21 protein-coding genes and 1 other RNA gene are annotated in these 19440 nt (G+C 46.3%); 8 read left to right on the forward strand and 14 right to left on the reverse strand.

The genetic code is table 11. The features are described from left to right. Window positions 1-91: 91 nt before the first annotated feature. Genes CWI73_RS04630 through CWI73_RS04655 form a run of 6 tightly spaced genes read right to left on the reverse strand, consistent with a single transcriptional unit; the run spans window position 92 to window position 5095 of the window. On the reverse strand, window positions 92-1384 hold the full coding sequence (locus CWI73_RS04630) for a tetratricopeptide repeat protein (protein WP_126751742.1): 1293 nt from the start codon (window positions 1382-1384) through the stop codon (window positions 92-94). A gap of 3 nt (window positions 1385-1387) precedes the next feature. Further along, on the reverse strand, window positions 1388-1999 hold the full coding sequence (locus CWI73_RS04635; RefSeq protein WP_126751743.1) for an energy transducer TonB: 612 nt from the start codon (window positions 1997-1999) through the stop codon (window positions 1388-1390). Between the two features lies 1 nt (window position 2000). Next, a complete protein-coding gene (locus CWI73_RS04640; protein ID WP_058578730.1) occupies window positions 2001-2402 on the reverse strand; it encodes an ExbD/TolR family protein in 402 nt (133 codons plus the stop codon). Between the two features lie 12 nt (window positions 2403-2414). Further along, window positions 2415-2939: a MotA/TolQ/ExbB proton channel family protein gene (locus CWI73_RS04645; RefSeq protein ID WP_058578729.1), complete on the reverse strand. Its 525-nt coding sequence runs from the start codon at window positions 2937-2939 to the stop codon at window positions 2415-2417. A gap of 3 nt (window positions 2940-2942) precedes the next feature. Next, entirely contained in the window at window positions 2943-4310 is a 1368-nt protein-coding gene (locus CWI73_RS04650) for a MotA/TolQ/ExbB proton channel family protein (RefSeq protein WP_126751744.1), read from the reverse strand. Next, the gene (locus CWI73_RS04655) at window positions 4307-5095 is read right to left on the reverse strand and encodes a DUF3450 domain-containing protein (protein WP_053952649.1); all 789 of its coding nucleotides are present in this window, start codon (window positions 5093-5095) and stop codon (window positions 4307-4309) included. Before CWI73_RS04655 ends, CWI73_RS04650 begins: the two co-directional genes overlap by 4 nt. Before the next feature lie 477 nt (window positions 5096-5572). Between CWI73_RS04655 and priC the strand changes: the two genes are divergently transcribed. Genes priC through CWI73_RS04670 form a run of 3 tightly spaced genes read left to right on the forward strand, consistent with a single transcriptional unit; the run spans window position 5573 to window position 7320 of the window. Further along, window positions 5573-6103 (forward strand): primosomal replication protein PriC, encoded by a 531-nt coding sequence (gene priC, locus CWI73_RS04660; protein ID WP_126751745.1) that lies wholly within the window; start codon window positions 5573-5575, stop codon window positions 6101-6103. After that, window positions 6090-7055: a histone deacetylase family protein gene (locus tag CWI73_RS04665; RefSeq protein WP_126751746.1), complete on the forward strand. Its 966-nt coding sequence runs from the start codon at window positions 6090-6092 to the stop codon at window positions 7053-7055. The genes priC and CWI73_RS04665 overlap by 14 nt, the downstream gene beginning before the upstream one ends. Further along, the gene (locus CWI73_RS04670; RefSeq protein ID WP_126751747.1) at window positions 7045-7320 is read left to right on the forward strand and encodes a late competence development ComFB family protein; all 276 of its coding nucleotides are present in this window, start codon (window positions 7045-7047) and stop codon (window positions 7318-7320) included. Before CWI73_RS04665 ends, CWI73_RS04670 begins: the two co-directional genes overlap by 11 nt. 21 nt (window positions 7321-7341) lie before the next feature. Here the strand turns inward: CWI73_RS04670 and ffs are convergent. The 3 genes from ffs to CWI73_RS04685 form a co-directional block, all read right to left on the reverse strand. After that, window positions 7342-7438: signal recognition particle sRNA small type (gene ffs, locus CWI73_RS04675), an RNA gene on the reverse strand. Between the two features lie 82 nt (window positions 7439-7520). After that, window positions 7521-8267: an enoyl-CoA hydratase gene (locus tag CWI73_RS04680; protein ID WP_241968820.1), complete on the reverse strand. Its 747-nt coding sequence runs from the start codon at window positions 8265-8267 to the stop codon at window positions 7521-7523. Between the two features lie 13 nt (window positions 8268-8280). Next, window positions 8281-9369 carry a ketoacyl-ACP synthase III gene (locus CWI73_RS04685; protein WP_053952606.1) on the reverse strand — a complete coding sequence of 363 codons (1089 nt, stop codon included), beginning with the start codon at window positions 9367-9369 and terminating at the stop codon, window positions 8281-8283. Window positions 9370-9498: 129 nt separating this feature from the next. On the opposite strand from CWI73_RS04685, the gene CWI73_RS04690 reads away from it, so the two are divergent. The 4 genes from CWI73_RS04690 to CWI73_RS04705 are packed head-to-tail and all read left to right on the forward strand — an operon-like array spanning window position 9499 to window position 12872. Further along, on the forward strand, window positions 9499-10047 hold the full coding sequence (locus CWI73_RS04690; RefSeq protein ID WP_126751749.1) for a YajG family lipoprotein: 549 nt from the start codon (window positions 9499-9501) through the stop codon (window positions 10045-10047). Further along, window positions 10047-10637 carry a peptidylprolyl isomerase gene (locus tag CWI73_RS04695; protein WP_126751750.1) on the forward strand — a complete coding sequence of 197 codons (591 nt, stop codon included), beginning with the start codon at window positions 10047-10049 and terminating at the stop codon, window positions 10635-10637. Before CWI73_RS04690 ends, CWI73_RS04695 begins: the two co-directional genes overlap by 1 nt. Next, a complete protein-coding gene (locus tag CWI73_RS04700) occupies window positions 10637-11977 on the forward strand; it encodes an AmpG family muropeptide MFS transporter (protein WP_126751751.1) in 1341 nt (446 codons plus the stop codon). The genes CWI73_RS04695 and CWI73_RS04700 overlap by 1 nt, the downstream gene beginning before the upstream one ends. Continuing rightward, the gene (locus CWI73_RS04705; RefSeq protein WP_126751752.1) at window positions 11967-12872 is read left to right on the forward strand and encodes a ketopantoate reductase family protein; all 906 of its coding nucleotides are present in this window, start codon (window positions 11967-11969) and stop codon (window positions 12870-12872) included. The genes CWI73_RS04700 and CWI73_RS04705 overlap by 11 nt, the downstream gene beginning before the upstream one ends. Here CWI73_RS04705 and ribBA read toward each other — a convergent pair. Genes ribBA through glyA form a run of 4 tightly spaced genes read right to left on the reverse strand, consistent with a single transcriptional unit; the run spans window position 12853 to window position 16860 of the window. After that, window positions 12853-13968 (reverse strand): bifunctional 3,4-dihydroxy-2-butanone-4-phosphate synthase/GTP cyclohydrolase II, encoded by a 1116-nt coding sequence (ribBA, locus tag CWI73_RS04710; protein ID WP_126751753.1) that lies wholly within the window; start codon window positions 13966-13968, stop codon window positions 12853-12855. The two genes, CWI73_RS04705 and ribBA, sit on opposite strands and share 20 nt — an antisense overlap. 11 nt (window positions 13969-13979) lie before the next feature. Continuing rightward, window positions 13980-15110 (reverse strand): bifunctional diaminohydroxyphosphoribosylaminopyrimidine deaminase/5-amino-6-(5-phosphoribosylamino)uracil reductase RibD, encoded by a 1131-nt coding sequence (gene ribD / locus CWI73_RS04715; protein ID WP_126751754.1) that lies wholly within the window; start codon window positions 15108-15110, stop codon window positions 13980-13982. After that, complete coding sequence (nrdR, locus tag CWI73_RS04720) at window positions 15103-15552, reverse strand: transcriptional regulator NrdR (protein ID WP_053952613.1); 450 nt, start codon at window positions 15550-15552, stop codon at window positions 15103-15105. The genes ribD and nrdR overlap by 8 nt, the downstream gene beginning before the upstream one ends. A gap of 51 nt (window positions 15553-15603) precedes the next feature. Continuing rightward, window positions 15604-16860, reverse strand: coding sequence for a serine hydroxymethyltransferase (glyA, locus tag CWI73_RS04725; RefSeq protein ID WP_126751755.1), 1257 nt, complete (start codon window positions 16858-16860; stop codon window positions 15604-15606). Between the two features lie 159 nt (window positions 16861-17019). Here glyA and ettA point away from each other — a divergent pair, with 159 nt between their 5' ends. After that, entirely contained in the window at window positions 17020-18684 is a 1665-nt protein-coding gene (gene ettA / locus CWI73_RS04730; RefSeq protein ID WP_126751756.1) for an energy-dependent translational throttle protein EttA, read from the forward strand. Window positions 18685-18690: 6 nt separating this feature from the next. Here ettA and CWI73_RS04735 read toward each other — a convergent pair whose 3' ends face one another. Further along, on the reverse strand, window positions 18691-19440 hold the full coding sequence (locus CWI73_RS04735) for an ABC transporter ATP-binding protein (RefSeq protein ID WP_126751757.1): 750 nt from the start codon (window positions 19438-19440) through the stop codon (window positions 18691-18693).

The raw sequence follows: 19440 nt of genomic DNA on the forward strand, positions 1-19440 counted from the left end.
TCCTATGCGCTGATAAAAGCAGTTCAGCCAATAAAAAACCCGACCTGATTAGGCCGGGTTTTTCAGATAACTGATAAGCTATCAGGTTAAATTATAATTCAATACCTTTGCGTTTCGCAGTTGATTGAATATAACCTTTCCAGCTGCGTGCACTGCGACGTTGTCCGTCGAATTTAGCCGCTTCATTAACATATCTCATCGCCTGGCGGTAATCACCGCCGTAGAAATACGCTTCCGCTAACGACATATAAACTCGACCTTCGTCACGACCTTCTAAATAATCCAATGCTTTTTTCAAAGGTTCTGCTGCTGCAATGTACTGTTCGTTTAGCAACATAATATTGCCGCGCTTACGATAGTACTCACCTTTGTCATCCGCATCTTCTGCAGCTTCTGCTGCACGAAGGTACCACTCAACCGCTTTATCCAGAGTTTTCGCACGGTGATAGCTGTTCGCTATGGTAGCGAAATTCTTAGCCGTTTGCTCGATATCGCCTGCTTCCACATGCTTCTCCATGGTGGTAGCTGCTTTATACGGAATACCTTCGTTGTCATAAAGTTGAACCAACATTTTATACTGGTTCTCTTTATCCAGGTATCCCGCTAAATAAGCTATCTCAATGGTCTGAAGAGCTTTTGATAAGTTCTCTTCCAGCATGTAGAATTGAGCTAACTGCGGCCACCACTGAGTCACCTCAGGAAGCTTATTTAAGCCTTCCTCAAGTACCCCAATTGCATCTGAGTACATTTTACGCTCGTAGTAAGAAGCCATCATTAACGTGTACACGTTTTTGTCAGGCTCACCATACTCTAACGCAGCTTCTGCAAACGGGATAATTTTAGCGAACTCTTTCATCTGGTAATAGGCGTTAGCCATATACAAGAATACTTGAGGATCTTTTTCGCCAGTAAACTGGACCCAGTTGCGAAGGTACTCGATAGACTGCTCATACTTCTCTTCCTGAAGACTGATTTGGCCAACAAGTTTCATAGCTGCAGCTTGGTCGCTCCAGCCTAAAACATCTTGGTCAACCGATCTTTTCAAGACTCTCAAAGCATCAGCCATGCGCTCGTCAGCGGCATAGAGATTACCAAGGAAGCGACCTAAATACGCAGAGTCGTAACCATCACTAGGCTCCTGCTCTTCCAATACCGCTATCGCTTCTTTAATTTTCTCTTCTTCGTAAAGCTCGAACGCATTCATAATGGCGCGACCAATACTTTGCGAAGCCGCTTGGTTTTTACGAGCTTTCTTCTGCGCCTCAACGGTCTCTTTATCCGGAATGTTGAAGCCAAGGTCCTGGGCCGAAGCCTGGACCGTGGTCATCGATATAGCCGCGACAAAAGCCAGGGCACTAACAAATGTTTTTGATAAATAGTTCATTTCTTAGTTCCCATCCATTGTGAAGTCGAGCTGGACGGTCATACCTTCCTGACGAACAGGCTTGCCGTCAATGACTTTCGGCTTGTACTTCCAGCGCAACAATGCGCGACGAGCTTCACGGTCAAATACTCGACGAGGTTCAGAGTCAATGACTTCAACGTCAGTCACACCACCTTGTTCATCGATAGTGAACCGTAGTTGAACCCAACCTTCAGTGCCATTTCGAGCCGCTTGAGGTGGGTAGCGTGGTTCGATACGAACGATAGGCGTTGCATCACCATCGCTGCTCAGACCTCCGCCAGGGCCGGAAAGACCAGTGTCAGCTCCACCTACGTCCACATCAAAGCCCATATTCATGTTTAGGCTTGAGTCTGAGGTATCAGGCTCAGACTGTGGTGTTTCTGGCGGCTGCTCTGGTGGCGGCGGTGGCGGCGGCGGAGTTCGCCGACGCTCTTGAACGTCAGACTCAGGTGGCGACGTTACGATGTCAATGACCGGTGTTGGGGGCGGAGCTTCATTACTTTTCGCCCCCCCACCGATTAAGTAAGCCATGAAAGCAAACAAAGCAAACGTAACGGCCGCACCTAGTAGTAAAGATACTAAAAAGCGCACCATATTAGTTATTCTCCGCTGCTATGGATATCTTATCGATACCCGCTTCCTTAACTTGGTCCATGACTTCAACGACGCGACCATGTTCAGCTTCTTTATCCGCTTGAATAACCACTAAGTCAGTAGGCTGCTCTGCTAGCATACGCTCTAAGTTTGCTGCAACGCGCTCAACGTCGACTTGGCGTTTATCCATCCAGACTTCACCAGTATCACGAATTGCGATAAAGATGTTTGCTGAAGGCTCCTTGTTCGCCTGATTAGCTTCAGGTTTATTAACCTGAATACCAGCTTCTTTAACGAATGAAGTCGTTACGATAAAGAAGATCAACATGATGAAGACGATGTCGAGCATCGGCGTCATATCGATAGACGCATCTTCTTCTTCTCGATTACGATTACGTGCCATAGTTTTACTCTCTTAGTGATGTGGCAAACTGTCAACCAGGCCTTCTTTCGCACGACGAACCTTACTTTCAAGTCGAGTTGCGAAAAACATGCCGGATAAAGCTGCAACCATACCCGCCATCGTTGGGATAGTTGCCATCGAAATACCCGATGCCATTAGACGAGGGTTACCCGTCCCTTGCACTGCCATAATTTCGAAAACTGTAATCATACCGGTTACAGTTCCTAATAATCCGACTAGCGGACATAAGGCAACACAAGTTTTAATTAACAGAATACGAGCATTCAGTTTATCGTTCGCTTCGGAAATCCATGCTTCACGGATTCTATGGGCGTACCATGAGGTGGTGTCCTTACGGGCATCCCACTTCGCAATAATTTCGTTGCGAAGCTTAGGGAATGCGCCGGTAAGGTACCAATAACGCTCAATCATCAGTACCCACATTAGAAAGAGCACCCCCATGACGATGTACAGGACATCGCCACCGGTAGCCAGAAAATCCCTGATAGATTCCCAAAGTTCCATCAGGTAAAGCATGGGTTACTCCTTCTCCGAGTGCGCAGCTACGATTCCCGCTGCCTGTTCGTCCAGAATGTGAACGATAGACTTAGCGCGAGATGCCACAATACTGTGAGCCAAAATCAATGGAATAGCTGCGATAAGACCCATAGCTGTTGTTACCAACGCCATTGAGATATCGCCTGCCATGATCTTCGGATCACCGGTACCAAACAGTGTGATTGACTGGAACGTACCAATCATACCAACAACTGTACCTAATAGACCAAGCAATGGTGCGATAGCTGCGAAGATCTTGATGACGTTTACGCCACTTTCGATTTTCGGAGTTTCACGCAGGATCGCTTCGTCCAGTTTCAATTCAAGGTTTTCAGGATCTGCACTCTTGTTCTCTTGATACACTTTCAGGATACGACCTAACGCGTTGCTGTCTTTCGGGCTGTCAGGATTTTTCAGCTGCGAACGGATTTTGCCTGCAGCGCCTGTCAGCGTAATCAGCTTGAACAGAGAAATTAATAGACCGATGATTAATACAGCGGTAATAACATAACCAACTGTACCACCTTGGTGATAACGCTCAGAAAGTGTTGCTTTTTGAGTTAACAGCCCCAGAATCTGACCTTTAGATGGGTCAAGGAAAACGCCTTCATAGCCACTTTCAGTGTTGAAGAACTCCTGCGCTTGTCCTGTAGCACCACCTTCTGGCTGACGACCTAACGGCTGAACTTGTTCAGTCGTGTCGTTATAAACCAGGTATTGGTCACCAGAAATCAGGTTGAAAGTACCTAAACGAACCACTTCGCGCGTTTCAGTACCGCCATCAAGCAAAGTTACGTCAGTTTCAAACTTAACCACTTTACCTGACTGAACCATTTCAGTAAGAAGCGCTTGCCAAAGCTCTTCTAACTCTTCCAGAGTTGGAAGCTCTTTTGCTTCAGATAAGCTTTCCAGAACGTCTTCACGACCTGGGTACTGAGCACTGATAATTGATGTTGCGATACGACCAATAGTTTCGGTTGCCGCACCACGAACAACACCAAACATTTCGCCCAGTGTACCTTTCGCGTTCTCTAGCTCTTGTTCTTTATTGGCAAGCGCTACTTCGTTTTCAGAAAATTCATTCTGCAAACGCTTACCACGTGCTTTCTCGTCTTCTAACTGCTGCTTAGCACGGTTTAGCATTGCTTGCTTGTCAGCACGCGCTGCTGTGAACTCGCGCTCACGCTCAGCATTTAATTCACGAGAAGAAACACGGTTTTTCTCAACTAGCTGTAATAGCTCGTCAAGGTTCTTAGCTTCAGATGTATCCTGAGCTTGTGCAGCGAGAGTCGTACCGGCAGAAAGGGTGACTGCTGCTGCAATCATTAATGATTTTACTAATTTATTCATTCTGCACTCTCCGCTGCGAATACTGGAAGTTTCACCAGATCGTAAGCTGTTTGCTTACGTGACATACGAATCGCTTGGGTCAGAGGACGGATAAACTCGTCTTCCAAAGCAGTCCACTCATCAGTTTCGTTGTTGTAAATCCAAGCGTTTCTCAAATCGAGAGACTGCGCCAGGAATGCAACACGACCCATGTGGAAATAGTCAACGGCCACTTGCTCACCGTCTACTTCCAAGTTGCCTTGGTAAGAAATCAAGCCCGAACCGTAATCCATTTCTGTCTGGTACGCTTCAATGATTTGACGGAATTGCTCTGACGTTGAAACGTTTGCGCTGTCCATAATGTCGCGCAGACCTTCAACACGTTCCATACGCTTTTCGCGGTGAATTGGAATATCCAACTTCACAAATTGCTCTAACGCATCGATCATTTCGTACATAAGAGGAACAACGCCCTGCTTAGTACGTTCGATGCCGTCAATTTGCTTCTGCAAAGAGGCTAACGTTGCTTCCTGGTCATTAACCAAGCGCTGAACGTGGTCGTTGTATACTTTCAAGTTTTCATACTCAGCGACAACTGAGCGATACTCGATAAGAAGATCCTGGCTTTGCTCAAACAGAGAGTTGACTTTCTCCTGCGACTGAGCATCCGCTTCAAGAATCTTTTTCTCTTCGTTTTGTAGCTTAGCTACATCGACTTGCTGTGCAGCGGCAACGCCGGTGCCAGCAAACGCCATCACACCCATCAGGGTTGCAGCGAGTTTGGTTCTTTTGATTACTTTGGTCATAGTTCCCAACCAATTTGACTTAACTTCCGCTTCAACGCCTAAGGCGCGAAACACCAGTTGTTTGAATGACGAAAAGATCTCGTTCTACGGTTTATAGTATTGTCGACAAAAGCGACAATAACCAAGAATACTCCCACGATGACTATACGCTGTCAACCAAGTCAACCTGAGTCAACCGCGCTATAGCTATCGCTTCAATTCTATACTGTAGAACACGGATCTGGACTCGTACAATCTCCAGATTTTATGACAACGTCCTGTCGTCAAACCATTTCATAGCCTCAAATTCAGCAGAAACTACCTATTCTTGGCTACTACTCCTGTTTTGAATAGTATCACTTTTTGATCCACGAACAACACTAGCTTATAAATTTCAACGTTTTTTATACAAGTAATTTTTTAGGCTATATGTAATGACTTAAGATATTTTTCTGATTCTCCCGTGTCATAAGAAATAAATTCTTTTATTATGGCGCTATGAGATCGATAAATGACTTAACCTCAATTCAACATATTGAGCGCTTACTCAATGAATTTTCCGAGCAAGCCCAACATATTGATGAGCAAAATAGACGCCAATCAAAAAAAGTGACTGAACAATGGTTCAGCCTTTCACTATTTCATACCCGCTCATCCATAGCCGGGGACTATGTCGAAGAAACAAAGCGTTTATTAGCGCAACTTTTGGCCGCTAAAAGAGAAGAGTCTCAACGCTTTTTGGCAGAAAAACTCAGCGCACAAATAGAAGCCTTAGCAACAGCGCTACGTTCAGGAAAGCTACCCGAGCAGACTGAGGAGCAACGCGAGACTAGAGCCAGCCATTACCAGCAGCTTCACGAGAAGTTGGTCACTTACCGAGACTACGAGCGCCGTTTAACGGAAAACCTCACTCAAGCACAAAGCACAGGTTCACAAGAAGCCGTTCAGGTTGCTCAAAAGCGCTTGAACCGCTGTCAAATGGCTATTGTTCAATTAGAGCGACAAATTCAGCACCATGACGAAGGTTAATATCCCTTTCATCTATTCGCCGATATACAGTCAGCTTGAACTGCCTGAGCGACACCGTTACCCAATCGAGAAGTACCGTTTACTGCATGATTGGGCTGTTCGTCACGGCGCTCAGAAAGACCAGTGGCAAAGACCTGTCACGCTGACATGGGAACAAGTCGCACAAACGCACTGCTCTTCCTATATAGAAAAACTAAAAACCAACAACTTTGAAAAAGCCGAATGGCGCAGAATTGGGTTTCCCTGGTCAGAACAGTTACTGACTCGGTCATTAACGTCTGCCGGAGGCACTGTACAGGCGCTACAAATGGCGTTAAGCTCATCCATTGCTATCCATTTTTCAGGTGGATACCACCACGCTCATCATGACTGGGGAAGTGGCTTCTGTTTAATCAACGACTTGGCAATTGCCTGTCACCAGTTACTTTTACAGTATCCTCATTTAAAAGTAGCAGTGTTAGACACAGATGTGCATCAGGGAGACGGCACAGCCACCCTCTTTCAAAATGATCCAAGAGTATTTACGTGCTCGATTCATGGAGAGAAGAACTTTCCATTCTCAAAATCATTGTCAGATCTAGATATTCCGCTACCCAAAGGCACGACTGATAAAAGTTACCTTCAAGCGTTGCAGCATACACTTAGCTTTATTGCGAAGAACGTAAAGCCTGATGTCATCCTTTACGATGCAGGCGTAGATATCTACACGAAAGATGACCTGGGTCACTTTCACATTAGTTTAAACGGCCTGTTTCAGCGCGACATGACGGTACTTTCATTTTGTCGACAAAATGACATTCCTGTAGCAGCTGTCATTGGTGGTGGTTATCAGAGAAATTTAGAACGCTTAGTTCGTGGACACGCTCAATTACTCAGAGCCGCGTATTATGTCTATACTGAAAATAATTTCGAGTTAAGAAGCGTAGTAAGGAGTTCAGAAGATGAAGTTTGATGATGATATTCACAATTATTATGAACGTTTAGTTGTCGATCGCATTGAAGAGTTGGAGCTCGATAAACAGTATGAGCAAGAGTTCCTGGCTGATTTATGCTGCCTGGTCTTGAATCAACTGCCGCCCCGTTACATTCGACATGAAGTGGACATGGCATTTTTCCTTCCGCCGTCAAAAAGACTTGATATGGAAATGCAGGTTCACAAGGCAATTACAGAAGCCCTGGAGTTTTTGAAAAATAGGAAGAGAAACGAAAACGATTAACGCTAGAAAGTTGGGTGGCGACTCTACCAGCCACACCCCGGCACACACATCCCCAACTACGGCTGCTCCCTTCCGGGCCTGACCGGGTTCGCTGGTTAGTGTTGCGGGGGGACCCGCAGAGTCACCATTGATGCTTTATTCAAAGCAGGCGCATTATGACGCACTTGCCTTAGGGACACAACCCGACAAGTACCTTTCGCTTACTTTTTCTGCAGTTTACGGGCAATGGCCTGTTTTGCCTCAGGAGAGCTTAACGCTTTGGCGAAATATTCAGCTTCGCGGCTTATGCGTGCAGCGGTTGACTCAACCGGGTGCTTGAGTAACTTCTTCGATACCCGCAAAGACTGGCCAGATTGAACTCTTAATTTATTGAGTACTTCCTCAACCTTACCCGCCAGTTGTTCTGCTGAAACAACATGGTTCACAAACCCCAAACCTAAGGCTGTTTGCGCATCAAAGTTGTCTCCCAATAACAACAACTCAGCAGCTTTTTGATAACCACAAATTTGCGGCAGCAATAAGCTTGAGCCTGCTTCAGGTAAAAGACCTAACTGCACGAATGGCAACGCATAAACAGCCTCATTGCTACTTATAACAATGTCACAGTGCAATAGCAGTGTCGTTCCTATACCAATCGCTAAGCCATTAACGGCTGCAACGACCGGCACTTCCACTTTATTCAGGGTATGCAGAAAACGAAATGGTGGTGCTGATTCATCCAGGTTTTCAATTGCCAGAAAGTCGTTTAAATCATTACCGGCTGAAAAGCTGTCACCTTCGCTTTCAAAAACAACGGCATTAATCGAAGTATCATCATTGGCTTGCTTCAACGCTTTTTCACATAAGGTATACATGTCTTGAGTAAAAGCGTTTTTCTTTTCCGGACGGTTCAGGCGAATTCTAACAACGCCATTATCCTTAGTTATAATTACCGGTTGTTCAGACATCAAACCTATCCTTTTATTGTTCTCGCTTTTTCCAGGCTTTGGCCGTTGCTTCATGCATGGGTACAATAATATCCAATGCACTTTTATCACCCGCGGGCAGTTCCATTTGGTTTGGCTTTTTAGGGGTTACTCGATCACCCCATTTAATCAGCCCTGCCCCACAAGTCAAGCCGCCGCCGAATACCGCTGACATAATGCTATCACCAGGCTTAATAATGCCGTTGTCGGCCGCTTCAGCAAAGGCGATAGGAAGTGTTGCGGAAGAGGTGTTGCCATACTTCTGAATATTGATAACGGTTTTCTCACTCGGCACTTTACACATTTTGCCCAGGAAGTCGATTAAGCGTTTATTCGCCTGATGCGGAATAAGTGCATCGATATCTTCCGTTGTCATGCCGGTTTGTTCAAAAACATTCTCGACAGCGGCACTCATACCTTTAACCGCTCGCTTGAAGATTTCCTGACCAACAAAGTCAAACTGCATAATGCCGTCGAAGTTAAAGCGGTCGAAATTAAAGCCAAAATCAAGGCTCAGCACATCACGAGCATCGGCATCACAACTTACGTGACTCGCCAACAATCCAACTTCATTGTCCGAAGCCTCCAGTACCATAGCACCGGCTCCATCACCGAAAAGAACCGCACTTTCACGCTTCGTCCAGTCTAAAATCCGTGTTAGACACTCTGCGCCTATCAGTAAGACTTTACTGTGCGCACCCGTTCTTATCGACTGAGTCGCGAAATGCATGGCATATAAAAAGCTACTACAAGCCGCGTTAAGGTCAAAAGCAGCAGCATTTTTAGCGCCAATACGCTGCTGCACAGCAGACGCCACATTCGGAATAATTTCATCTGCAGTACAGGTGCCGACAATAATCAAATCAATTTCATTCGGGTCTAAGTCCGCCGCAGCCAATGCATTGCGTGCAGCGACTGTGGCCAATTCCGAAGTGCCTACGTGACTCACGCGTCGCTCCGAGATACCCGTTCTCGAAACAATCCACTCGTCAGAGGTTTCCAGGAAAGTGGCAAGATCATCGTTTGTCATAATGGCCGGCGGAAGGCATTTTCCCCAACCCGTGATTTCTGCATATTTTGTCACGGCAAAACCTTTTACTTCTGTCAGTCAATGCTGTCTGCGTGCTAAGCTACGTTGAGACGGCAGTATTTGCTCGTATCATAGCACGAATATTTGTCAGGTGAATGTATCTGAGGAAAAAGGATAACGGTTATGCTTCGTTTTATTCTGGTACTTATTTTAACTCCATTAGTAGCGGCCTGCTCAAGCCAACCAGACCCGCTTATTATCAGCACCACGCCAGTCAATGACACTTTCTCGATAAAAGTGAACCAGCTTGAAGTCGTCGATACTCGAACATACTCGTACCTATATCGACACAAAAAGGACGATGATAAGGCAACCTTTGCGCCACCCCAGCAACCACTGACCAAAATCGTTCACGATTCGCTCACACCATTAACCGACAGTGCTCCGAGCGGGCAAGGGTTAAAATGGTATGTGTCCATAGAAAAAGCGTTAATTGATGCAAAAACCAGTGCGTTGAAATATGAATTAGAACATCATGTCCGCATACGAGTAGAAGCGGTTAGAGATAACCGCCGTTACAGCAACTTTTATACAGGCAAAGCGCAATCCAGCGGCGCTTTGAAGCCAGCTCAGGCAACTATTGAACGTCAGTTTCGTAACCTGTTGAATAATGTATTGAATGATATAGCTAACGACCCTAAACTCCGCTTAAGTGAGAGAGAGGTTTACTGATGAAGTTTTGGATTTTATTAACAAGCTTACTGGCCATTTCATTTGTCGCCCCGGCCAGTGCGGAAATACAGCCAGATAACCCATTCCCGCGAGTAAAAATGGTCACGTCGATGGGGAATATTACCGTCGAATTGAATCGTGAAGCAGCGCCGTTAACCATTAAAAACTTTTTTCGCTATGTAAAGAAAGCACAATACAATGAGACGGTTTTTCACCGCCTCGTTCCCGACTTTGTGATTCAAGGTGGTGGCTACGATAAAGACTTTCAGGAAAAGCCCACGTTTGAGAAAATCGTCAATGAGTCAGGCAATGGTCTATTAAATGAATACGGTACTATTGCTATGGCTCGCGAGCGAGGTCCACACACTGCGACCCGCCAGTTTTTCTTTAACCTCAACGACAACACATCTCTGAACCCTGAGAAAGGCGATTGGGGTTACACCGTATTTGGACGTATTGTTGAAGGCTTAGATGTACTGGAAAAAATGGCACAGCTCGAATCAAAACCCTTTGATGATGCAACTGGTTGGCGAGATGTTCCTGAAAATCCGCCCGTCATAAAGCGAATTGAGATAGTGCCACAAAGTTAATGGAAAAACGTATCCCCTTTTGGCAGGACATGGACGTCTATAAGCAGTCGCGTGTCTGGGTTATTTTCATACTCGGTATTGCCAGTGGCTTTCCATGGGTCATGATCGGCTCTGCGCTTTCCGCCTGGCTTCAGGAGGAAGGCTTAACGCGTTCCGTAATTGGTTATTTCGGCGCCGTTTTCGGCGCCTACTCCATTAACTTCCTGTGGTCACCACTTATTGACAACGTAAAGCTTCCCGTACTCACCAAATGGTTGGGACAACGACGTAGTTGGATATTCTTATGTCAAATAGCTATTGCTGCTGGATGCTTTGCGCTAGCAAGCCTCAATATAACCGATAATCTGCATATAGCCGGCTTAACAGCATTAGCCATTGCTATTAGCTCGGCCACGCAAGACATTGCTATTGATGCCTACCGCATCGAATCGTTTTCTGAAACCGAAGGACGTTTACAAAGCGCTGGTGCTGCCATGGCTACCGCCGGTTGGTGGACGGGTTACAGTGGCCTGGGTGCCTTGCCCTTTTTTATTGTTGACGGCGTTAGCTGGAGTTGGCAACACGCCTATTTCGGGCTTGGTTGCGTTATGCTCTTTTTGGCCGCGGTTGTACTGCTTGTTCGCCGCACGACTTATACAGCCGTTTCAGAGACAGCCGAGCCTGTATCAAATTGGTTCAGCTTTTTTAAAAATCGGATAAAGCACACCGTTGTTTCACCCATTGCTGAGTTTTTCACACGAAACGGCATAAAACTCGCGTTGTCACTTTTGGCATTTATTTTCTTGTTCAAAATTGGTGAAGCCTTTTTAGGCCGCATGTCTATTGTGTTCTATAAAGAAATTGGCTTTACCAACACAGAAATTGGCACCTATTCCAAGCTTGTAACCTGGTGGGTTACTATTGTCTTTGCAGTGTTAGGTAGTGTCGTAAACTTAAGACTGGGCATTGTGAAAGGACTGATTATTGGCGGCTTAGCCATGTCCGCTTCAAACCTAATGTTCTCCTGGATTGCGCTTGTCGGCCCTAACACCAATTTGTTCTTTAGTGCCGTTCTTATTGATGGCTTTACCAGTGCCTGGTCCACTGTGGCTTTTGTTGCGTTCATTAGCTTGCTTTGCAACCGAACATTCACGGCAACACAGTATGCACTCATGGCGTCACTAGGGACTCTGGGAAAAACTGTGTTAGCGTCGTACAGCGGTGTGTTAGTCGATACAATGAATGGTAACTGGGCGCTATTTTTCGTTTTAACGGCGGTAATGGTTATTCCCAGCCTTTGTTTCCTTTGGTTTATTCGTAAACCGCTGAAAAAGCTTGAGGAAGCACGAGATGCAAACTGACTACCATTGGTACGTGTTAGGTCCTGGTGCTATTAGCGGACTCATCGCCTGCCATTTGCTTGAAACTAAGCAGCAATGCTCGGTTTTAACTCGCAGCACAGAGTCTGAGAATGGTCAGTTAAACCTGAAAGACGTCGCGGGCAGTAACACATATACTTTACCCTTTCTTCCGGCTCGGAAATCTCAGCTCACCAAAAAACCTGTATTTATTGTTGCAGTAAAAGCATTTGATGTCGTAAATGCTCTGGAAGAGATCACCTCGACTCCCGGCTTTCAAAAAGATATGCCAATAATTCTGAGTCATAACGGCATGCTTGAGCTGCCTAACTCACTAACCTCATTGAATATTTATCACCTAGTGACCACCCATGGTGCGGTGAAGTTTGCTCAAGAGCCAACACATATTGTCATTGAGCACCGTGGGAAAGGTCGAAGCTGGCTACAACGGAAAGAAAATAAGGCAGACTTCGAGGCGATTTTAGCAAAGAGTTTTAAGCCCATTCTTTTTGAAAGCGATATTCAGACCCGCCGTTGGTCAAAGCTTTTAATTAATTGCGTAATAAACCCGTTAACCGCCATTCATCAGTGCAACAATGGCGAGTTGCTTAAGGCTGAATGGCAGGAAGTTATTCAATCGTTGGTCAACGAAGCGGTCTGTGTTGCTCGCGTCGAACAGGTCAGTTTAGATGCCAAGAGTGTTTACGAGGAAATACTAAGAGTCGCTGGCGAAACCCGAAATAATGAGTCATCAATGAGACAAGATATACGTCATAATCGCCGTACTGAAATTGACTATCTAACGGGATACATTATCAAAAAAGCAAAAAAAGCCGGCTTACAAGTGCCGGCTCACGAAAAGCTCATGAAAGACTTTATCAGTCTTTATCCTCAATAAAATCGACCACCTCTAAGCCAAAGCCGGACAGCGCAGAGTAACGCTTCGGTGAGCTCATCAGGCGCATTTTATGAATATTTAAATCCGCCAATATTTGTGATCCTAAGCCGACATTACGTGACGCATTTGAAGCCGACGCCGTTGGCTTATGCTCACCATGGTCTTGCGCCTCAAACTCTTTTACCTGCGCAATAATATCTTCTGGCGTTTGCTGGCGACCAATAATCACTAATACACCGTCATTCTCGGCAATGTAAGACATTGCTTTCTGAATTGGCCAACTGCGCTTGGCGGCTCTGTCCGTTAAGAACGTATCATGGAAAGTATCCTGTAAATGCACACGCACATTGGTCACTTTGTCTGCGGCTATGTCACCATGCACAAGTGCCTGATGCACTTGTTTATCGATTGTGTCCTGATAAGTGACCAGATGAAATTCACCAAAGGCTGTCGGTAATGAGCACTCAGCAACACGTTTAATCGTTTTTTCCTGAGTCGAGCGGTACTCGATTAAGTCCGCGATTGTGCCAACTTTAATATCATGCTGTTTCGCAAAAGCTTCCAAGTCTGGGCGGCGTGCCATAGTACCGTCTTCATTCAGCACTTCCACAATAACAGAAGCAGGCTCGAACCCTGCTAAGCGTGCCAAGTCGCAGCCCGCTTCGGTATGCCCGGCGCGATTTAATACACCGCCCGATTTTGCTTTTAATGGGAATATGTGTCCCGGCATAACTAAGTCTTCAGGCTTAGCATCCTTTTTCACAGCATCCAGCACAGTCTTCGCGCGGTCGGCTGCCGAAATACCTGTTGTAACGCCCTCTGCCGCTTCAATAGAAACGGTGAAATTTGTTGCATAAGGCGCGTTATTTTTATCCACCATCAGCGGTAAGTTCAGTTGCTGACAACGCTCTTCAGTTAAGGTTAAGCAAATAAGTCCACGGCCGTATCGGGCCATAAAATTGATGGCTTCTGGTGTCACACATTCAGCGGCAATGATGAGATCGCCTTCGTTCTCGCGATCTTCATCGTCCATCAGAATCACCATTTTGCCCTGACGGATGTCTTCAATAATTTCTTCTGTGCTATGCAATGACATAACGCTTAACCTTATCCTTTTATGAGTTGCGGTACCGCGATAACCCGCTGGTCATCACCCACCTGACGGCGGTCCGTTACCTTAAAACGTACCGCTTTATCCAAACTTTTTGGTTCTTCAATATCAAATAGCGAACGTGCCGCATCACCCAATAACTGCCCCGAAGAGTACATCATAAGTCGATCGCAATAACCGTTTTCTATCAGCGCAGCTGCCAACGAAGCACCACACTCAGTCCAAACTTGATTCACTTCCCGTTTAGCCAGCTCAGTCATCAAAGCGCCCAGCTCAACTTTTCCGCTGTCTGCTTTATCAATTATAACCTCGTGGCAATGAGAATGGCGGCTCGGTTTTCCCGGCTCGCATCTGACTAACCATACCGGCGCGGATGACTCAAAAATTCTAGCATCATCAGTCACTCGGTTTTGGCTGTCGATAATTATACGTATAGGCTGTTTTAACGATTCAGGCAGGGCCCGTGTTTTTGGCCACTGACTCTCCCGAACCGTTAACATCGGATTGTCTTGTAAAATAGTGTCAGCACCTGTAAGAATTGCGTCTGATTGTGCACGCCAATACTGAACATCAGACCGGGCATGGGGGCCAGTTATCCATTGGCTTCGGCCATCAGACAGCGCAGTTTTCCCATCCAGTGACGACGCCATTTTAACGGTCACAAACGGACGTTGATGCCGCATTCTCGACAAGAAACCTGGGTTCAGCTGTTCTGCTGACTTTTCCAAAACGCCCACCAAAACGTCAATATCCGCTTCATGCAAGCGCTTTATACCGTTACCGCTGACTCGTGGGTTAGGGTCGTGCATGGCAACAACAACCCGGGCAACGCCCGCATCAACCAGTGCATCTGCACAGGGTGGAGTACGCCCCATATGGCTGCAGGGCTCTAAAGTCACATAAGCGGTTGCACCTTGCGCTTTGGCACCTGCTTGCTTTAAGGCATGAATTTCCGCATGAGGTTCGCCTGCCTGCTGATGCCAGCCTTCACCAATAATTGTATTGTTCTTACTGATGACGCAACCAACCGCAGGGTTCGGACGTGTTGTCATGATGCCGCGGCGCGCGAGTTCTATCGCACGGTGCATCATTTCATGATCTATTTTTAACTGCGACGGCTTAATCATTCAGACGAGCGATTTCTTCGCCAAACTCTCGAATATCTTCAAACGAGCGATAAACAGACGCAAACCTGACGTAGGCCACTTTATCGATTTGCTTAAGGTTTTCCATAACTAACCCACCAATAAAGTTGCTGGTAATTTCGCGCTCACCCGTTGCACGGATACTCGACTTAATTTTGTTAATCGCCTGCTCCATTAATTCCAGGCTCACAGGACGTTTTTCCAGAGCTCTTAATAAACCATTGCGCAGTTTGTCTTCGTTGAACGGCTCCCTCGAGCCATCAGTTTTAATAACCCGCGGCATAATGAGTTCAGCCGTTTCAAAAGTCGTAAAGCGCTCCTTGCAATGATTACACTCGCGCCGGCGACGCACCGAGGCGCCATCCGCAACTAAGCGCGAATCAATAACCTTGGTGTCTTGTGTGCCACAAAATGGACAATGCATTGCCTGACTCCTTTAAGTGCGCTTTACAACTCGTTTAACGACGGTGCGTAATTATCCGTATACCGGAAAGTTAGCGCACAACGCTTTTACTTGTTCACGCACTTCTGCAATTTTGCTTTCGTTAGAAATATCGTCCAAAACATCGCAAATCCAGTTGGCTACCTGCTCGGCTTCGGCTTCTTTAAAACCTCGGCGGGTAATTGCAGGTGTACCTAAACGCAAACCAGATGTCACAAAAGGTGAACGTGGATCATTCGGAACCGCATTCTTATTAACCGTAATAAATGCATCGCCTAAAGCTGCATCGGCGTCTTTACCCGTAATGTCTTTGTCAATTAGGTCAACCAGGAATAAATGGTTTTGCGTGCCATTAGAAACAATCTTATAGCCACGAGACTGCATTGCTTTGACCATTACGTTCGCATTTTTTAACACTTGTTGTTGGTACGCTTTAAATTCAGGCTGCAAAGCTTCCTGGAATGCTACGGCTTTACCAGCAATAACATGGCAAAGTGGGCCACCTTGGTTACCCGGGAATACGGCACTGTTCAGTTTCTTGTGCAGTTTTTCATCATCACTGCCGGAAATAATTAAGCCGCCTCGAGGACCTGCCAGAGTTTTGTGCGTCGTCGTTGTGACAACATGTGCATAAGGCACTGGGTTTGGATATTCACCGGCAGCAATTAAGCCCGCTACATGCGCCATATCAACCATTAAATAAGCGTCGACTTTATCGGCAATCTCACGGAATTTTTTCCAGTCAACAACGCCTGAGTATGCTGAAAAACCTGCAACAATCACTTTTGGCTTATGTTCTTGCGCCAGCTTTTCAACTTCGGCGTAGTCTATTTCGCCAGTGCTTTCATCCAGACCATAAGACACTGCGTTGTACAATTTACCGGAGAAGTTAACACCAGAGCCGTGTGTTAAGTGGCCGCCATGAGCCAGGCTCATACCTAAGAAAGTGTCACCCGCCTCCATTAATGCCATAAAAGCGGCGGTGTTTGCTTGTGAACCAGAATGCGGTTGCACGTTTGCGTACTTTGCACCGAATAACTCTTTTGCACGCTCAATAGCCAAGTCTTCGACTTTATCGACAAACTCACAGCCACCATAATAACGCTTGTGCGGATAGCCTTCTGCGTACTTATTTGTCAGCTGAGAGCCTTGCGCCTGCATAACTCGCGGACTGGTGTAGTTTTCAGATGCTATCAGTTCAATGTGTTGTTCCTGACGCTCAACTTCGCCTTGCATCGCTTGCCATAAGTCCGCATCAAAGTCGGCAATGTTCATCTCAGATTTCAGCATTACAGCTCTCCAAATCATTAAATGGTCTTAATTTGTCGGGTATTTTACCTTAAAACACAAATGAGTGCCTAGTTCAGCGCAACAAAGTTTGGGGATGTTCGTAAATAACAGTAAACTATGCAGTAACTTTTTTGTTGATAGGAAGGATTTTACGTCGCTATGGCGCAATATATCTATTCAATGTCTCAGGTGAGCAAAGTTGTTCCGCCTAAGAAGACCATATTAAAAGACATTTCTTTGTCATTTTTCCCGGGTGCCAAAATTGGTGTTTTAGGTTTAAACGGCGCCGGTAAGTCAACCTTACTTCGTATTATGGCCGGGGTTGATAAAGAGTATGAGGGTGAAGCTCGCGCTTTATCGGGAACTCAAATTGGCTACCTGCCTCAGGAGCCAGAGCTGGACGAAAATAAAACGGTGAAAGAAACCGTTGAAGAAGCGGTGGCGGACGTTAAAGAGGCCTTCGCTAAGCTCGATGAAATTTACGCGGCCTACGCTGACGAAAATGCCGACTTTGACGCCCTGTCAAAAGAGCAAGGCGAGCTAGAGGCTTTGCTACAGGCTAAGGACGGTCACAACATCGACAATATTCTTGAACGTGCAGCCGATGCACTACGTTTACCAGAGTGGGATGCCAAAATAGGCAACTTGTCAGGTGGTGAACGCCGTCGTGTGGCTATCTGCCGTTTATTGTTATCGAAGCCAGATATGCTCCTTCTCGACGAACCAACAAACCACTTAGACGCTGAATCTGTTGCTTGGTTAGAGCGCTTCCTGCACGATTACACCGGTACCGTCGTTGCCATTACCCACGACCGTTATTTCCTTGATAACGTTGCTGGTTGGATCCTGGAGCTTGACCGGGGCTATGGTATTCCGTGGGAAGGTAACTACTCCTCCTGGCTGGAACAAAAAGAGAAACGTTTGGCTCAGGAAGAACGCGCAGAGAAAGCTCGTCAGCGTACCATTAAGCAAGAGCTTGAGTGGGTACGTACTAACCCGAAAGGCCGCCAGGCGAAAAGCAAAGCGCGTCTTAACCGCTTTGAAGAGCTGCAAAGTGGCGATTATCAGAAGCGCAACGAGACCAACGAGTTGTTTATTCCGCCAGGCCCTCGTCTGGGTGACAAAGTCATTGAAGTTAATGGTATTAGCAAAGCTTACGAGAAGCGCCAGCTTATCGATAACCTAAGCTTCAGTGTTCCTAAGGGTGCCATCGTCGGTATTATTGGTCCTAACGGTGCAGGTAAGTCCACCTTATTCCGCATGATCAGCGGCGAAGAAAAGCCGGACAGCGGCTCTATCGAATTAGGTGAAACCGTGCAACTGGCCAGTGTTGATCAGTTCCGTGACAGCATGGACGACAGCAAGACTGTTTTTGAAGAAATTACCGACGGTAATGACATTCTTAAAATTGGTAACTTCGAGGTTAATGGTCGCGCTTATGTGGGCCGCTTTAACTTCCGTGGTACCGACCAACAAAAACGTATTGGCGAATTGTCTGGTGGTGAGCGTAACCGGGTTCATTTAGCGAAGCTGTTAAAAGCCGGCGGCAACGTACTGTTGCTCGATGAGCCAACCAACGACTTAGACGTTGAAACCTTGCGTGCACTTGAGGAAGCCATTCTGGAATTCCCGGGCTCTGTCATGGTTATCTCGCACGACCGTTGGTTCCTTGATCGTATCGCTACCCATATTCTGGATTACCGTGATGAAGGTGAAGTGGTCTTCTACGAAGGTAACTACAGCGACTACGAAGCTTACATGAAAGAGAAATTTGGTGAGCAGGCGATGGAGCCACACCGTATTAAGTATAAGCCTATCGGCTAACAGCCTTTATAAGGGGCGAGGCTGCCAAGCCACGCCCCTTTTATTACAAATCCAGTCTGCATGCACCCCAAAGGTCTCCGCCAGGTTGGCTTTTGTCAGCACTTCAAATGGTTGTCCGTGGCAAACCAATTCACCCTTATCCAGTAAAATCAATTCATCACAATACTCAGCCGCCTGCGGAATATCGTGAATAGCCATGATCACTAACCTTCCCTGCTCGCTTTGTTTTTTCAGCAATTGTAAAACATTGAGCTGGTGATAAATATCCAGTGCATTAGTCGGTTCGTCGCAGAGTAAAAGCTCTGGTTCAGCGACTAACGCCCGAGCCAGTAGCACCCTTTGCAGTTCACCACGCGACAAACGCTGAATAGAATGTCCGTTAAACTCCGACAGGTTAAGCGTTGCACACACGTTGGCGATACGCCGTTGCCGCTCTGAACGGGATATACGACTTTTTAGCAGACCAATATCGATGATATCCGCCATCGTCATATCCCATTGAGGGATGTCATCTTGAGCCATGTATGACAGTGTATTGGCACGCTCAGTGTCCTTCATAGCTGACAACAACTGTTGATTCCAGGAAAAACGCCCTGATGCAGGTTCAATGCCGGCTATCGCTTTAAGTAACGAGCTTTTACCGGCACCATTAGGGCCTATTAGGCCCACCAATTTACCGCTGTCGATAGAGAGTGTAATATTATTTAAGCGCAGGCGAGTCTCACCTTTCAGGCTGCCATTTTCTATTGTTAGCAT

It is taken from the genome of Idiomarina piscisalsi, assembly GCF_003987095.1.
Classification (GTDB): Bacteria; Pseudomonadota; Gammaproteobacteria; order Enterobacterales; family Alteromonadaceae; genus Idiomarina; species Idiomarina piscisalsi.

Excerpts from the sequence above, each read along its gene's own strand:
- CWI73_RS04640 (WP_058578730.1), bottom strand. The coding sequence starts at position 2,402 with ATGGCACGTAATCGTAATCGAGAAGAAGAAGATGCGTCTATCGATATG.
- CWI73_RS04695 (WP_126751750.1), top strand. The coding sequence starts at position 10,047 with ATGAAGTTTTGGATTTTATTAACAAGCTTACTGGCCATTTCATTTGTC.
- glyA (WP_126751755.1), bottom strand. The coding sequence starts at position 16,860 with ATGCTGAAATCTGAGATGAACATTGCCGACTTTGATGCGGACTTATGG.
- priC (WP_126751745.1), top strand. The coding sequence starts at position 5,573 with ATGAGATCGATAAATGACTTAACCTCAATTCAACATATTGAGCGCTTA.
- CWI73_RS04690 (WP_126751749.1), top strand. The coding sequence starts at position 9,499 with ATGCTTCGTTTTATTCTGGTACTTATTTTAACTCCATTAGTAGCGGCC.
- ribD (WP_126751754.1), bottom strand. The coding sequence starts at position 15,110 with ATGATTAAGCCGTCGCAGTTAAAAATAGATCATGAAATGATGCACCGT.
- ettA (WP_126751756.1), top strand. The coding sequence starts at position 17,020 with ATGGCGCAATATATCTATTCAATGTCTCAGGTGAGCAAAGTTGTTCCG.
- CWI73_RS04650 (WP_126751744.1), bottom strand. The coding sequence starts at position 4,310 with ATGAATAAATTAGTAAAATCATTAATGATTGCAGCAGCAGTCACCCTT.
- CWI73_RS04680 (WP_241968820.1), bottom strand. The coding sequence starts at position 8,267 with ATGTCTGAACAACCGGTAATTATAACTAAGGATAATGGCGTTGTTAGA.
- CWI73_RS04635 (WP_126751743.1), bottom strand. The coding sequence starts at position 1,999 with ATGGTGCGCTTTTTAGTATCTTTACTACTAGGTGCGGCCGTTACGTTT.
- CWI73_RS04705 (WP_126751752.1), top strand. The coding sequence starts at position 11,967 with ATGCAAACTGACTACCATTGGTACGTGTTAGGTCCTGGTGCTATTAGC.
- ribBA (WP_126751753.1), bottom strand. The coding sequence starts at position 13,968 with ATGTCATTGCATAGCACAGAAGAAATTATTGAAGACATCCGTCAGGGC.
- CWI73_RS04700 (WP_126751751.1), top strand. The coding sequence starts at position 10,637 with ATGGAAAAACGTATCCCCTTTTGGCAGGACATGGACGTCTATAAGCAG.
- CWI73_RS04630 (WP_126751742.1), bottom strand. The coding sequence starts at position 1,384 with ATGAACTATTTATCAAAAACATTTGTTAGTGCCCTGGCTTTTGTCGCG.
- nrdR (WP_053952613.1), bottom strand. The coding sequence starts at position 15,552 with ATGCATTGTCCATTTTGTGGCACACAAGACACCAAGGTTATTGATTCG.
- CWI73_RS04670 (WP_126751747.1), top strand. The coding sequence starts at position 7,045 with ATGAAGTTTGATGATGATATTCACAATTATTATGAACGTTTAGTTGTC.
- CWI73_RS04645 (WP_058578729.1), bottom strand. The coding sequence starts at position 2,939 with ATGCTTTACCTGATGGAACTTTGGGAATCTATCAGGGATTTTCTGGCT.
- CWI73_RS04665 (WP_126751746.1), top strand. The coding sequence starts at position 6,090 with ATGACGAAGGTTAATATCCCTTTCATCTATTCGCCGATATACAGTCAG.
- CWI73_RS04735 (WP_126751757.1), bottom strand. The coding sequence starts at position 19,440 with ATGCTAACAATAGAAAATGGCAGCCTGAAAGGTGAGACTCGCCTGCGC.
- CWI73_RS04655 (WP_053952649.1), bottom strand. The coding sequence starts at position 5,095 with ATGACCAAAGTAATCAAAAGAACCAAACTCGCTGCAACCCTGATGGGT.